The 14,406-nt window shown below is 54.1% G+C and carries 12 protein-coding genes and 1 pseudogene; 1 reads left to right on the top strand and 12 read right to left on the bottom strand.

Annotation, left to right across the window (positions count from 1 at the left end; all coding sequences use genetic code 11):
* Nucleotides 1-2: 2 nt before the first annotated feature.
* The 12 genes and pseudogenes from rpe to gmk all read right to left on the bottom strand — a co-directional run bounded on the left by rpe (nucleotide 3) and on the right by gmk (nucleotide 12,518).
* Entirely contained in the window at nucleotides 3-659 is a 657-nt protein-coding gene (gene rpe / locus KNP06_RS03895) for a ribulose-phosphate 3-epimerase (RefSeq protein ID WP_214710586.1), read from the bottom strand.
* A 1-nt stretch (nucleotide 660) separates the two neighbouring features.
* A complete protein-coding gene (gene rsgA, locus KNP06_RS03890) occupies nucleotides 661-1,545 on the bottom strand; it encodes a ribosome small subunit-dependent GTPase A (protein WP_214710585.1) in 885 nt (294 codons plus the stop codon).
* 44 nt (nucleotides 1,546-1,589) lie between these two features.
* Nucleotides 1,590-3,527: a Stk1 family PASTA domain-containing Ser/Thr kinase gene (gene pknB / locus KNP06_RS03885; protein WP_214710584.1), complete on the bottom strand. Its 1,938-nt coding sequence runs from the start codon at nucleotides 3,525-3,527 to the stop codon at nucleotides 1,590-1,592.
* A 5-nt stretch (nucleotides 3,528-3,532) separates the two neighbouring features.
* A complete protein-coding gene (locus KNP06_RS03880) occupies nucleotides 3,533-4,267 on the bottom strand; it encodes a Stp1/IreP family PP2C-type Ser/Thr phosphatase (RefSeq protein WP_138859631.1) in 735 nt (244 codons plus the stop codon).
* An 8-nt stretch (nucleotides 4,268-4,275) separates the two neighbouring features.
* On the bottom strand, nucleotides 4,276-5,361 hold the full coding sequence (rlmN, locus tag KNP06_RS03875; protein ID WP_034777130.1) for a dual-specificity RNA methyltransferase RlmN: 1,086 nt from the start codon (nucleotides 5,359-5,361) through the stop codon (nucleotides 4,276-4,278).
* A gap of 2 nt (nucleotides 5,362-5,363) precedes the next feature.
* Nucleotides 5,364-6,692, bottom strand: coding sequence for a 16S rRNA (cytosine(967)-C(5))-methyltransferase RsmB (gene rsmB, locus KNP06_RS03870; RefSeq protein WP_214710583.1), 1,329 nt, complete (start codon nucleotides 6,690-6,692; stop codon nucleotides 5,364-5,366).
* A gap of 1 nt (nucleotide 6,693) precedes the next feature.
* Nucleotides 6,694-7,608, bottom strand: coding sequence for a methionyl-tRNA formyltransferase (gene fmt, locus KNP06_RS03865; protein ID WP_308162237.1), 915 nt, complete (start codon nucleotides 7,606-7,608; stop codon nucleotides 6,694-6,696).
* Between the two features lie 39 nt (nucleotides 7,609-7,647).
* Nucleotides 7,648-8,079, bottom strand: a pseudogene (gene def, locus KNP06_RS15460) (peptide deformylase); the annotation flags it as partial.
* 11 nt (nucleotides 8,080-8,090) lie between these two features.
* Nucleotides 8,091-10,415, bottom strand: a complete 2,325-nt coding sequence (priA, locus tag KNP06_RS03860; protein WP_214787927.1) for a primosomal protein N' — start codon at nucleotides 10,413-10,415, stop codon at nucleotides 8,091-8,093.
* A complete protein-coding gene (coaBC, locus tag KNP06_RS03855) occupies nucleotides 10,412-11,602 on the bottom strand; it encodes a bifunctional phosphopantothenoylcysteine decarboxylase/phosphopantothenate--cysteine ligase CoaBC (protein WP_214710580.1) in 1,191 nt (396 codons plus the stop codon). Before coaBC ends, priA begins: the two co-directional genes overlap by 4 nt.
* 59 nt (nucleotides 11,603-11,661) lie before the next feature.
* Nucleotides 11,662-11,871, bottom strand: coding sequence for a DNA-directed RNA polymerase subunit omega (rpoZ, locus tag KNP06_RS03850; protein WP_214710579.1), 210 nt, complete (start codon nucleotides 11,869-11,871; stop codon nucleotides 11,662-11,664).
* Nucleotides 11,871-12,518, bottom strand: coding sequence for a guanylate kinase (gmk, locus tag KNP06_RS03845; RefSeq protein ID WP_052090097.1), 648 nt, complete (start codon nucleotides 12,516-12,518; stop codon nucleotides 11,871-11,873). The genes rpoZ and gmk overlap by 1 nt, the downstream gene beginning before the upstream one ends.
* Before the next feature lie 131 nt (nucleotides 12,519-12,649).
* On the opposite strand from gmk, the gene KNP06_RS03840 reads away from it, so the two are divergent.
* Nucleotides 12,650-14,338: an Rqc2 family fibronectin-binding protein gene (locus tag KNP06_RS03840; protein WP_214710578.1), complete on the top strand. Its 1,689-nt coding sequence runs from the start codon at nucleotides 12,650-12,652 to the stop codon at nucleotides 14,336-14,338.
* The last annotated feature ends 68 nt before the right edge of the window (nucleotides 14,339-14,406 follow it).

Raw genomic sequence — 14,406 nt, 5'->3', positions numbered from 1 at the left:
GATTATACACGAGATGCGTGACGAATGCTATCGATTGCGTCTTTATAGCTCGGCTCGTTATAGATGGCTGAGCCAGCCACGAGCACATCAGCTCCAGCGTCGATGCATAATTTCGCCGTCTCTGCGTTGACACCGCCGTCGATCTCGATTTCAAAGTCGAGACGACGCGCTTGGCGCATCTCGCTCAGCGCTGCAATTTTCGGGACGACCGATTCGATGAATGCCTGGCCCCCAAAGCCAGGGTTCACCGTCATAAGGAGCACCATGTCGACGTCACCGAGCACATGTTCAATCGACGACAGCGGCGTATGAGGATTCAAGACGACACCACACTTGGCGCCAGCCGCTTTGATTTGTTGCAACACGCGATGCAAATGATTCGTCGCTTCAACGTGGACGGTGACGATGTCTGCCCCGGCCTTGATAAAATCTTCGACGAACCGTTCGGGCTGGTCGATCATCAAATGGACGTCTAACACCATGTCCGACTTCTTCCGTAAGCTCGCTAACACCGGTAGGCCGATTGAGATGTTCGGGACGAATTGACCGTCCATGACGTCAAAATGGATGTAATCCGCTCCAGCCTCTTGGACCGCCCTCACTTCTGCCTCTAAATTGGCGAAGTCCGCCGCTAAAATCGATGGTGCAATTTTAATCATGTCAGTACCTCCGTTGTCTATCGTTTAACTCTGCCATAAACGTAACATAATTCTCATAGCGGGTGGAAGCGATTTCTCCAGCTTCGACGGCCGCTTTGACGGCACAACCTGGTTCGTTCAAATGGGCACAACCGCGGAATTTACAGTCATCGTGCCGCTCGACGAACTCAGGGAAACACCAGCGCATCTCTTCGACTTCGAGTTCTTCTGGGAACTCGAGGCTCGAGAAACCAGGCGTATCGGCCACGAGCCCGTCGGCAAGCGTGATCAGCGTGACGTGACGCGTCGTATGCTTACCGCGCCCGAGTGATTTCGAGATTTTCCCGGTCGCAAGTTCAAGCTCAGGTGCGACCGCGTTCAAGAGCGAGCTCTTGCCGACCCCGGTCTGTCCGGCGAATACGCTCGTCTTCTCCTTAAACGACCCACGAATTTGTTCGATTCCCGATCCGTCCTCGGTCGACGTCTCGATGACCTCATAGCCGATCGAACGGTATAAGGCCGCTGCTTCATGAATCTTCTCCCGTTCCGACTCCGTCAACAAGTCCATTTTCGTCAAAACGATAATCGGATGGACTTGCTTCGATTCAATCAAGACGAGGAAACGGTCGAGCAGATGGAACGAGAACGCCGGCTCTTTTACCGAGAATAACAAGAACGCTTGATCGATATTGGCGATTGGCGGACGGACGAGATGGTTCGACCGCTCGTCAACAGCCAATATATAACCGGTACCATCCCCTTGGTCTTGGATGTCGACATCGTCGCCGACGACAGGTGAGATGTTCCGGTTTCGGAAATTGCCGCGGGCGCGACAACGGATCTCTTGTTTCTCTTCCGTCATGACGTCATAAAACCCGCCTTGTAATCGAATAATCGTACCTTTCATTCCATTACCTCCTTAGAAAAAGAGGCGACGCGCACGCCACCTCTTCATTGTGATTCTTTTGCTTGTGCGTAAGTCACCGTATCCGTGCGAACAACTTCGCCATCGACTTCAATCGTCGCGGTTCCGACTTCGTCCGGTGCGATGACGAGCGTATACGAGTAAGTCGTCGTCTCCGTTATCTTATCACGCAACACCTCGACTTCGCCACGGGCATCGACCGTCCGAATGACGACTTCGAGCGCTTCAGCCTCTTCCCCTTCGGGCGGCGGCTCGATTTCGACGTTGACTTCCCGTTCGATTGAGACGTCGGTCGGTTCGACCCCTTGTGACACGATGACGGTCAGTTCCGTCCCCGGGTCGACTGCCGTTCCTGCCGTCGGGAGTTGGCGGATGATTTGATTTGCAGGAACACTCGTTGAATACTCATCACGTTTGACGATTTTCAAGCTATTCTGTTCGGCATACGTCGTCGCTTCCTCGAACGTATAGCCCGCCAAGTTGGCGAGTTCGATTTTATTACTGCCGGTCGAGACGACAAGCGTCACCGTCTCTTCAGATGGGACGACCTCGTTGCCTGGGGCGATCGATTGGGAGATGACATCCCCGCTATCGACCGTCTCGGATGCCTCCGACTGAATCTCGATATCCGTGAACTCAAGATCTTTGAGCGTCCGTTCGGCCGACGACTGGGACAGTCCTTCAACATCCGGCATCTCGACCGTCTCTTTTCCGGCCGAGACGACGATTGTCACGGTCGTCCCACGTTTCGGCTTCCGTCCGGCTTGCGGTGTCTGCGAGATGACGTCGCCAGCGGCAATGTTGTCACTTGCCCGTTCAGTTGCCTCGACGACAAAACCGGCCGTTTCGAGCTCGGTCGTCGCCTCGTCGCTCGTCATGCCGACGACGTCCGGGACGACGGCACGGGACATCTCGTCAGCAATGACGTAAGCCCCGATCCCGCCACCAATCAACAGGAGCGCAAGCAAGAGCCAAAGCCACCACTTCTTCTTCCGTTTCGGTTTGTCTTTCACAGGTTCACTTACTGCGACCGGTTGCTCGGGCGCCTCTTTGACGTTTGGCTCATCCGGTACGACTGGCGCCATGACGAGCGTCTGATCAAACGCATCTTGCTCAGCGTTCGACCGCTTCGGTTCATTCGCACGTTCTGAATCAAGTGACGTCATGCAATCTTTTTTGAACGCGGCGACCGAGGCATGACGTGCGCCCGGTGACTTCGCGAGCGCCTGCATAATACAGTTCTCGAGCGCTTGCGGGATGTTCGGGTTCAAATCCATCGGTCGAATTGGGTCGTCTTGCAGATGCTGCAGCGCGACGGCGACCGGCGTCTCGCCGATGAACGGCACCCGGCCGGTCACGAGTTCATAGAGCACGGCGCCGAGCGAATAAATATCTGACTTCTCATCGGCGAACTTTCCGCGCGCTTGCTCCGGGGAAAAGTAGTGGACCGACCCGAGGACCGACATCGTATGGGTCAGCGTCGCGTTCGACATGGCCACCGCAATCCCAAAGTCCGTCACTTTGACGTTGCCGCTCTGATCGATCATCATGTTTTGCGGTTTGATGTCCCGATGAATGATTCGATTCGCATGGGCATGGTCGATCGCATCACAAATCTGTCCCATGATGCGAAGCGCCTCGTCGACAGATATGTACTCTTCTTGCAAATATTGTTTCAGCGTCATCCCGTCGACATGTTCCATGACGATGTAATAGATGTCGCGTTCGTCTCCGACGTCGTAAATGGCGACGATATTCGGATGGTTCAGACTCGTCGCCGCATGGGCTTCTCGTTCAAACCGGCGTATAAATTGTTCATTATGCGAGAATTCAGATCGCAACACCTTGATGGCGACGGTTCGGTTTAAAATCTCATCGTGAGCCCGGTAGACATTTGCCATGCCGCCGCTGCCGATTTGCTGTTCGATCCGATAACGATCGTTGATTCGTTCTCCACTTCGCATCGGATTCATCCTCTCTTTCTATCTGTGAACTGGACGAGGGCAACAGTGATGTTGTCACTCCCACCCAAACGGTTGGCTCGATCGATCAATTGATCCGCCTTGACGTCCGCCGAGACGGGGCGTTCCAAGACTTGCTTGATCTCGTCATCGGTCAAATGCGTCGTCAAGCCATCCGTACAGATTAAAATCGTGTCAAACTCGGGTTCGGCAAACACTTGCAGATCAGGTTCGACATGCTCTTTCGAGCCGATCGCACGGGTGATGATATTACGTTTCGGGTGGACGCGTATCTCTTCCTCGGTCAACTCCCCGAGCTGCTTCAACACGTTCACGTAGGAATGGTCTTCTGTCAACTGCTGAAGTTTATCGTCACGCAAGGCATACACACGACTATCCCCAACGTGGACGATGACGATCGTCTCGTCGTGCCAGCAGACACCGGCGATCGTCGTCCCCATCATGAGCAGGTTCGCTTGTTTCGAGAAATCGAGCACTTGCTCATTGGCCAGTTCCACGTTGTGGCGAAACCAATTCTCCATCTCCATCGGTGAGGCCGGAAGCGTCGGGAAGGCACGACGAAACTGCTCGATGACGAGCTGACTCGCGACCTCCCCGGCTTCATGCCCTCCCATACCGTCGGCCACGAGTGCGATCCCGGCGTGCTCGTCCCCTAAAATCAAGACGGCATCCTCGTTTTGCGCCCTCACTTGCCCCCGGTCGGTTCGGTATGCTAATTCCATCTTCCTGATTACCTCGTTTCTTGTTCGCGCTCCTTCGCTCGAAGCTGCCCACAAGCCGCATCGATATCCGAACCTTGTTCGCGACGAATCGTCACGTTCACTTTTCGGTCTTTGAGCACTTTTTCAAAGGCAAAAATTTGTTTACGTGGTGTGCGGACGTAGTCGCGCTCGAGCACGTGGTTGACTGGAATCAAGTTGACGTGACATTTGACGCCTTTCAACAAGTCCGCCAACTGATGGGCGTGTTCTTCCGTGTCGTTGACACCACCGAATAAACCATATTCGAACGTGATGCGGCGACCACTCTTCTCTGTATAGTAGTTGACGGCTTCCATCAACTTATCCAAGTTGTAGGCACGGTTGATCGGCATGAGACGAGTCCGAATCTCTGTCGTCGGCGCGTGAAGCGAAATGGCGAAGTTGATGCGCATCCCTTCATCGGCGAACTTGTAAATCTTCGGTACAATCCCACTCGTCGACACCGTAATATGGCGTGAACCGATGTTCAAGCCGTCATCGTGGTTGACCGTGCGCAAGAAGCGCATCAATTCGTCGTAGTTATCGAACGGTTCGCCGATACCCATGACGACGATCGAGTCGACTCGCTCTCCGCTCGCGTCGAGCGCGCGTTGGACGTCGAGGACTTGCGCCGTGATTTCACCGGCTTCTAAGTTACGTTTCAAACCGCCGAGTGTCGAGGCACAGAATGTGCAACCAATCCGGCAGCCGACTTGTGTCGTGACACAGACCGAGTTGCCGTACTCGTGACGCATGAGCACCGTCTCGATCGAATAACCGTCTTGAAGCTCGAACAAGAACTTGATCGTGCCGTCCTGTGATTCTTGACGGACGAGTTCTTTCAACGTCGTCAATTGGAACGCCGCGTCTAATTTCTCGCGGAGCGGTTTAGAGACGTTCGTCATATCGTCGAACGATGTCACACGCTTGACGTACATCCAGTCATATAACTGTTTCGCGCGGAACGATTTTTCTCCTGCTTCGATGAGCCACTGTTCGAGTTCTGAATACGTGAGGGAATAGAGTGACGGCTTGGCACCGACCAATGGATTTTTTTCAACTGCTTTTGGATTCATATTTATACCTCTTTCTTGAATGCGGCGATATAGAAACCGTCCGTCCCGAACGTCGTCGGGAGTAATTTGAGTTCAGCGCGGTCCGATGACACCATCGGGCGCAATACTTGGGGAAGACGGTCCTGGAGTGTCTCATCCCACGTCAATCCGTTCGACAAAATGTAATCGGCCTGTTGCTCATTCTCAGACGGGTCGATCGTACATGTCGAGTACACTAGCGTACCACCTCGTTTGAGGAGTGGCAAGACGGCGTCGATGATTTCACGCTGGACTTTCGGCAGTCCGGCGAGAGCAGATTTGTCTTTTGTCCATTTGATATCGGGCTTGCGGCGGATGACGCCGAGTCCTGAACATGGGACATCGAGCAAAATCCGATCGAAGCTCTCCGGTTCAAACTTGTCACCGGCCTGACGGGCATCGAGGGCAAGTGCGGTCACTCCATCGATATGCAGACGCTTCGCTTGTCGTTCAATCAACTTCGCTTTATGCGGATGCAAGTCGAGCGCGACGAGCGTTCCGCCGTCCATGCGTTCGGCCGTATGCATCGCTTTCCCGCCCGGGGCGGCACAAGCATCGAGCACGCGTTCTGTCTTCGCGGCTTGAAGCGCATCGGCGACAATCATCGAGCTCTCATCTTGAATCGACAACAAGCCCATGTCGATGAACGCCGTCGCGTGAACGTTTCCGGACTCGATGACGAGCCCGTCCGCGGATAGTTCCGACCGTGTGGCGACGACATCGACTTCAGCGAGCCGTTCAATCATCTTGTCAACGGTGACACGTTGGCGGTTGACCCGGACTGTGACCGGCGCCGGTTCGTTATTCAATTTGCACATCGCCTCGGTCGCTTCGACACCATACGTCTCCACCCATTCGGCGACGAGCCAATCAGGATGGCTATGTTCGATGGCAATCCGTTCAGCGTCTGGCAGCGTGCTCAAATCCGGAAACCCATCCCGGACGACGTTGCGCAAAACGCCATTGACGAACTTGCCGGTTCCCGAATGGCCCCGTTTTTTCGCGATTTCAACCGCTTCATGCAACACGGCCCGATCCGGGATCTTGTCGAGATAAAACAGTTGATAGACGCTCATCCGCAAGAGCGGCAAGACAAATTTGTCCAATTTTTTCGGGTTTTGGACCCGCTTCTCTAAAATATAATCGAGCGTCCGTTTCCGACCGAGCGTCCCGTAGACGAGCTCCGTGTAGAGGCCGACGTCTTTCGTCGCTAATTTTTTTTGTTTCAATAGGTCGTTGACCGCAATCGTCGAATAGGCGCCGCCTTGTTCGATTTTGATTAGCGTATCAAGCGCTGCAACTCGTACGTTCATATTATCCTCCTAGTCGATCGCCGACTTGTAACTTTTGGCCGGCCCCACGCATAAATGTGGCCCCGTCCATTCGTTTTTTACCAGATGGTTGCAAATCGATCACTTTAATAGCGACCGCGTCACCTGTCGCGACGACAAACCCATCCTCTTCAAGCCGTACAATCGTTCCCGGTTCACCCGTCCCTGACGTCTTCGACCCGAAGAACAGTTTGACCCGTTCACCCGCAATTGTCGTATACGCCGTCGGGAACGGATTCATCCCTCTGATATGGTTATAAATGTCTGTGCCGGAACGGGTCCAGTCAATCTGTTCCCGCTCCCGGCTGATGTTCGGTGCGAACGTGACGTCACGCTCGTCCTGCGGCACGGCTTCAATCCAACCAGCAAGGAAAGCAGGAAGCGTCTTGATTAACAAGTCAGACCCTGCGACCGCCAGCTTGTCGAACAACGTACCGACCGTGTCCAATTCTTCGATTGGTACGACCGTGTTGGCAATCATATCGCCGGCATCGAGCTTATCGACCATGTACATGATCGTGACGCCCGTCTCTTTGTCCCCGTCGAGGATGGCTTGATGGATTGGAGCACCACCCCGATGTTTCGGCAAGAGCGAGGCATGGACGTTGATGGCTCCATGTTTCGGCGCTTCTAACAGTTCGGTCGGAACAATTTGACCGTACGCCGCCGTCACAATCAAATCCGGTTCAAGTGCCAAGATGTCCGCATAATCGGTGCGCACCTTTTCAGGCTGTAACACCGGGATGTTGTGGCGCAGGGCACACTCTTTCACCGGCGTCGGTTTCAGTTCGCGTTTTCGTCCGACCGGCTTGTCCGGTTGCGAGACGACACCTACGACATTGTATCCTTCTTCGAGCAAGCGCTCAAGTACGGATACGGCAAACGTCGGAGTGCCCATGAAGACGATGCGTTGATCCGTCCCTTTTTCCGGCACGGCGAGTTTGTCCGTGAACAACACCCCGTCGAGATGATCGATCTCATGTTGAATCGCCCGAGCGAAGAAACCGCTCGCCTTCACTTGTTGGGTGCGGCCCTTCAAATCTTGCGTCTTGACGACGATCGTCTCATGCCGTTCGACGAATCCGAACTCTCCCGGGATGCTCAAGCACCCTTCAAGGCCGACCTCGCTTCCCGACGTCTCGATGATCTCTGGATTGATCAACACGAGCGGTCCCGTCTCATCATCCGTATGGACGACGGCGAGCCGTTGATTCAAGTTGACCTGCGGGGCGGCAACGCCGACGCCGTCATATTCGTACATCGTGTCGAACAGTCGATCGACCGTCTGACGCAACTTTTTATCAAATTTCGTCACCGGATCACACGTGATCCGTAAAATCTCATTTGGAATCTCTACTACTTTATACATCTGGTTCCACCTCACATGAATACGTATGGGTTTACGTCGATACTCAATTGATACTCTTTTTTACTGATCGCCTTCGCGCGTGCCTGTTGCAACGCGGCGAGGACCGGATATAGCGCCTCAGGATGTTTCGTTTTGATGAACAACTGATAGCGGAACAAGTTCTTTAGTTTAGACAACGGTGCCGGCATCGGTCCATTCAGCCGTGACTGGGCCACATGCGCCTCGACGAAATCAGAGGCGAACAGCTCGGCCTCGGCTTGGGCGACGAGCGGACTTTCGGCCGCGAACGTGACGAGCGTGACGTACCAATACGGTGGATGGTTGCCGACTTGGCGCAACTGCATCTCACGAGCGAAAAAGGATTCATAGTCGTGCTCGCTCGCCGTCTCGATGACGTAATGGTCGGGATTGTACGTCTGCACGTATGCCTCACCTGGTAGACTTCCTCGACCGGCCCGGCCCGCGACTTGGGTGACGAGCTGGAACGTGCGCTCGGTCGCCCGGAAATCGGGCATGCCGAGTGTCGCATCCGCCGCGAGCACCCCGACGAGCGTGACGTTCGGGAAGTCGAGTCCTTTGGCGATCATTTGGGTGCCGAGCAAAATGTCGGCCTCTCCATCCTCGAAGCGTTTCAACAGTTGCTCGTGCGACCCTTTTCGGGACGTCGTGTCTTGGTCCATCCGGATGATCCGCGCCTCGGGGATGCGGTTCAACAGCTCGGTCTCGATCTTTTGCGTGCCGGTGCCGAACTGTTTGATTTTCTTGCTGTCACATGTCGGACATTTTGATGGCATCCCAATCTCATAGCCACAGTAGTGGCATTTGAGCCGGTCACCATGTTGGTGATACGTCAAGTTGACGGCGCAGTGCGGACAAGTGAGTCCTTCCCCGCAGTCGCGGCACATGACGAACGTCGTGAAGCCACGACGGTTGAGCAAGATGACACACTGTTCTTTTTTGGCGATGCGGTCGTTGATGGCGACAAATAAATCTTCTGAGAACATCGTCGTGTTGCCTTTGGCGAGTTCACGTCGCATATCGATAATATGGACCGGCGGCATCTCGCCCCCGTACCGCTCACTCAATTGCAGATAGCGATAGACGCCTTTTTGGGCGCGGGCGTAAGACTCGAGTGACGGGGTCGCACTACCAAGGACAACCGGGCAACCATGGTATCGGGCCCGCCAAATCGCAACGTCACGCGCATGATAGCGCGGGTTCTCTTCTTGCTTGTACGTCGTCTCATGCTCTTCATCTAAGATGAGCAGGCCGATGTTCTCGAGCGGGGCGAAGATGGCCGAGCGTGCCCCGACGACGACATCGACTTTACGCCGCTTGATCTTCCGCCATTCATCATATTTTTCCCCTTGCGACAAAGCGCTATGAAGCACAGCGACCCGGTCGCCGAAACGGCGCTTGAACCGTTTCACCATCATCGGCGTGAGCGAAATTTCCGGCACGAGCAAAATCGCCTGTTTGCCTTCATCGACGACTTGACCGATCGCTTCGAGATAGACTTCTGTCTTCCCGCTGCCGGTGACCCCATGCAGGAGCAACGTCTCCCCGGCTTCCGCGTCACGGATGGCATGAACGGCCGTCGCTTGACTCTCGTTCAATTGGACCGTCTCAACGACCTGTTCGATCGTGGCATACGGGTCGCGATTCAGTTCGACCTCGGTCACTTTGACGGCACCGAGCGATTCCATTTTTTGCAGTTGGGCGCGCGATAGCCCGATTTGACGTAACGACGACCAGTACATGCGCGGTACGTCCTTTAGCAACTCAATCGCTTCTTGTTGTTTCTTCGCACGGCCCGGGATGACAGTCGCATCAATCAGTTCGATGACGAGGTCCGTCTTGACAGTCCGTTTCTCTTTTAACACCGGCGCGAGCAAGATGTCCCCTTTTTTGGCGAGCGCCAAGATGATGGACTGCGTCTCTTTCGGGTACTCGGAAAGATGGGTACCGGCCCGGACGCCGTCCGGGAGCGTCTCGCCCTTGATTTCTTTGTCATAGCTCACTTTCAGCGCCGCCGGTAGCATCGCGAGAAGCGCCGACGACCGGAAGCAGAGCGTCGTCTCTTTCACGTGTGTGGATAAGTCGAGCAACTCGTCCGTCAGAGATGATTCTTCATCTAACAGGGCTTCAAGTGGCTTCAAGCCTTCACGCGTCCCTTCCGAGACACCAGTCACGATCCCGAGCAGGCGTCGTGAGCCGAACGGGACCGAGACGCGCATGCCCGGCTCGATCAATGTCTCGAACTGGGACGGAACCTCATAATCGAACGGACGGTCGATCGTGATGACCGGGGCGTCGACGTGGACGTGGGCGATCATCGTAAATCTTCCTTAAAGTGGGTGAGCAGCTCGACGGCGAGCTCGCGTTTGCTTTGACGAGGCAAGCGGACATGAGCCCCGTCCGCGCGAAACAACATGACCTCGTTGTCGTCAGAGCGGAAGCCGATATCTGGCTTCGACACATCATTCGCGACGAGGTAGTCGACCCGCTTGCGGGCGATTTTATCGCGTGCATGTTGCTCGAGGTTCTCCGTCTCGGCCGCAAAACCGACGAGGAGCTGATGCGTCTTCTTCTCGCCGAGTGTCTTCAAGATATCGGTCGTCTCTTCAAGCTCGATCGTCAACGCCCCGTGTACTTTTTTGTGTTTCTCGGTGTGGACCGTCTTCGGACGATAGTCGGCGACGGCTGCCGATTTAATGACGAGATCTTGGTCATCAAAGCGTGCGAGCACCGTCTCGAGCATATCTTTCCCGGATTCGACGGCGATGGCGGTCACACCGTCCGGAATCGGTACTTGCAGCGGACCATGGACGAGCGTGACGAAGGCACCCATATCGCGGGCCGCCTCGGCGAGCGCGACGCCCATCTTGCCTGATGAGTCGTTCGATAAGAAACGGACCGGGTCGATGCGTTCGACCGTCGGCCCTGCCGTAATCAATACTTGCTTCCCGAGCAGATGTTTCGGGACGAACTGGCTCTCGATAATCCGGACGAGGTCTTCCGGTTCCGGTAGACGTCCCCCCCCAATCCAGCCGCAGGCGAGGTTGCCGACACCGGGCTCGATGATTTGATAACCGAACGTTTTGAGCGTTTCGATATTGCGACGTGTGGCCGGATGTTCAAGCATATTGACGTTCATCGCCGGTGAGACGATGACCGGGCATTTCGCCGCTAAGATTGAGGTCGTGATGAAGTCATCGGCAATACCGGCCGCGAGTTTCGCGATCATGTTCGCCGTGGCAGGTGCGACGACGATCAAGTCACTCGTATCGACAACGTCGATGTGGGCGATTTTGGTCGGGTCATGTTCCTCGAACACGTCGGTGTATACCGGGTTTCGACTGAGCGCCTGAAACGTCGCTTTCCCGACAAATTCTTCGGCTGACGCGGTCATTGCCACCCGAACGTTCGCACCAGCCTGGACAAGTTTCGACGTGAGCGCGCACGCCTTATACGCCGCAATCCCACCGCTCACACAAAGCAAGATATTCCGATCGTTCAACATTCACAATTCTCCCCCTTATAGACAATGAGACCCAAGTCGTATCCGACTTGGGTCACACTTCATCCGTTGTTTTTTTCGTTCGTGATGATTGTCGTGTCACCCGAATACAATTCTTCTAGCGCTTGACCGACCGGCTTATACGATTTTGGCGCGGCGACTTTCGGTGCTTTTCCGTCCTGGATTTGGCGGGCCCGCTTCGCGGCCACCGTCACGATCGTGTATTTCGACGGGATGATACGTTGTAAGGCATCAATCGAAGGGTATAACATTAAATGACCTCCATCATGGCTTTTTTATAGAGAGATGCGACACGTTCACGTTTACAATGTTCGGCCGTCACGATCGCTTTGATACGATCAATCGCTTTGTCCACTTCATCATTCGTAACGACGTAATCGTATGCATCCATCAATTCAATTTCTTCCCGGGCGACGAGCAAGCGTTGCTTGATCACATCTTCCGATTCCGTACCTCGACCGACTAAGCGGTTGCGTAATTCTTGCAAGCTTGGCGGAGCCAAGAATAAAAAGACCGCTTCCGGGAAACGCTCTTTCACTTGGAAAGCACCTTGGACTTCAATCTCAAGGATGACGTCTCTTCCGCTCTCGAGTGTCTCACGAACCCATTCGACCGGTGTCCCATAATAGTTGCCGACAAATTCAGCGTGTTCGAGCAATTGATCGTGCTCGATCATGTCTTCAAATTGTTCTCTCGTCTTAAAGAAGTAATGCACGCCTTCCACTTCCCCTTCACGCGGTTTCCGGGTCGTCGCCGAGACCGAATATTGAAGGTTGTTGTCCTCTTCCTCACGGAGCACGCGGCACACTGTCCCTTTACCGACGCCACTCGGGCCAGACAAGACGATTAATAATCCTCGTTCTTTAAAATTCACTGCAAGACCTCCATCTTCTAACATCACATTTAATTATAATAGCAGTCAATCAATTGTTCCGGCAAGAAGAAGTTCGGATTTCCTACTTCATCGTACCATATTTTCCATGAATCTGATAACGTAGAGACAGAAAAAGAACAAAGGTGATGAGACTAGTGGCATATGATGGATTAATGACATATCGTGTTGTAACAGAATTACAAGCTCTTGTCGGAGGGCGAATCAATCGCGTGCACCAACCGTATTCCCTCGACTTGATGATTCAAGTCCGATCGAACCGCCAAAGCGTCCAATTGCTCGTTTCGGCGAACGCGATGTACGCGCGGCTCCAATTAACGGATAATCCGACCAAGAACCCGCAAGAACCCCCGATGTTTTGCATGATGCTCCGCAAACATATCGAAGGTGGCTTCATCACGGCGGTCGAACAAATCGGACGCGACCGTGTCATCGTCTTGTCGATTCGTTCACGAAACGAGCTCGGCGACGAAGAGAACAAGAAAGTGTATATCGAATTGATGGGACGGCACTCGAACGTCGTGTTAACGAACGAGGACGGCAAAATTTTGGACGCGATCAAGCACTTGCCACCGTCACAGAACACGTACCGGACAATCATGCCGGGCAGCGATTACTTATTGCCGCCGGCCCAAGACAAGTGCGACCCGTTGACAGAACGTGAAGCGGGCTTGAAGCGAATCGATTGGAACGCCGGAAAACTTGATAAACAACTTGTCGCCAGTTTCGCAGGCCTGAGCCCGCAGATTGCACAAGAAATCGTCCATCGGGCCAAACTCCCGAACCGGGCGAGCATCGAAGAGGCGTTCATCGGTGTGATGGCCGACCTCGAAGGACCGTTCGTTTTCCAACAGCTCGCTTCCGGAAAAGAACGTTTCAGTCCGATCGTGCTCACGTCAGGAGAGATTGCCGCCGAAGAACGCTACGAGACGAGCAAAGACGTCCTCGACCGCTTCTTCTATGAAAAAGCGAACCGGGACCGCGTCAAACAACAGGCGCATGATGTCGAACGTTTGCTCAAGTCCGAGCTCGAGAAGAACATCTTGAAGCGGAAGCGTCTGCTCGACGACTTGAAGGCGACGGAACGGTCCGATGAGCTCCAAAAATACGGTGAACTGTTGACGACGTACTTGTTCCAACTCGAGAAAGGTATGACCGTCGCTCACGTCGTCGACTACTACGACGAAGAAGGCGGTATGATCGACATCCCGCTCAATCCGCTCAAGACGCCAAACGAAAACGCACAAGCTTACTATAAGAAATACAACAAGTTGAAAGTCGCCAAAATCGAAGTGCAAAAGCAAATCGAATTGAACGACGCCGAGATTCAGTATTTAGAGACGCTCGTCGCCCAACTCGATGTCGCCTCACCTGCCGATATCGTCGAGATTCGAGAAGAATTGGCTGAAGGCGGCTATATGAAACAACGGAATCAAAAGAAGAAACAGACGAAGAAAATTTCGCTCGAAGCGTATACGTCGTCGACGGGGACAGAGTTCTTCGTCGGGAAGAACAATACGCAAAACGATCATTTGACGTTCAAGTTCGCACGTCGCGACGAGATTTGGCTCCACGTGAAAGATATTCCCGGCTCACACGTCATTATCCGTTCGAGCGAACCCGACGAGACGACGCTGCTCGAAGCCGCGACAGTCGCCGCCTACTTCTCGAAGGCCCGTGCCTCGAGCGGTGTGCCGGTCGATTACACGAAAGCGCGCTATGTGAAAAAGCCGAGCGGCGCCAAGCCTGGATTCGTCATCTATACGGATCAGCAGACGGTGTACGTCACGCCGGATGAGCGGCTCGTCAAATCACTCCAGCAATGAGTTCAGACCACGTCACATGACGTGGTCTTGTTTGTGACTTGCATAGAAATCGATGCTTACTATCGCCT

The organism is Exiguobacterium sp. s21, from assembly GCF_018617975.1.
Classification (GTDB): domain Bacteria; phylum Bacillota; class Bacilli; order Exiguobacteriales; family Exiguobacteriaceae; genus Exiguobacterium; species Exiguobacterium mexicanum_A.
The sequence above is the reverse complement of the archived record's forward strand: the minus strand, read 5'-3'. Positions and strand labels throughout refer to the sequence as shown.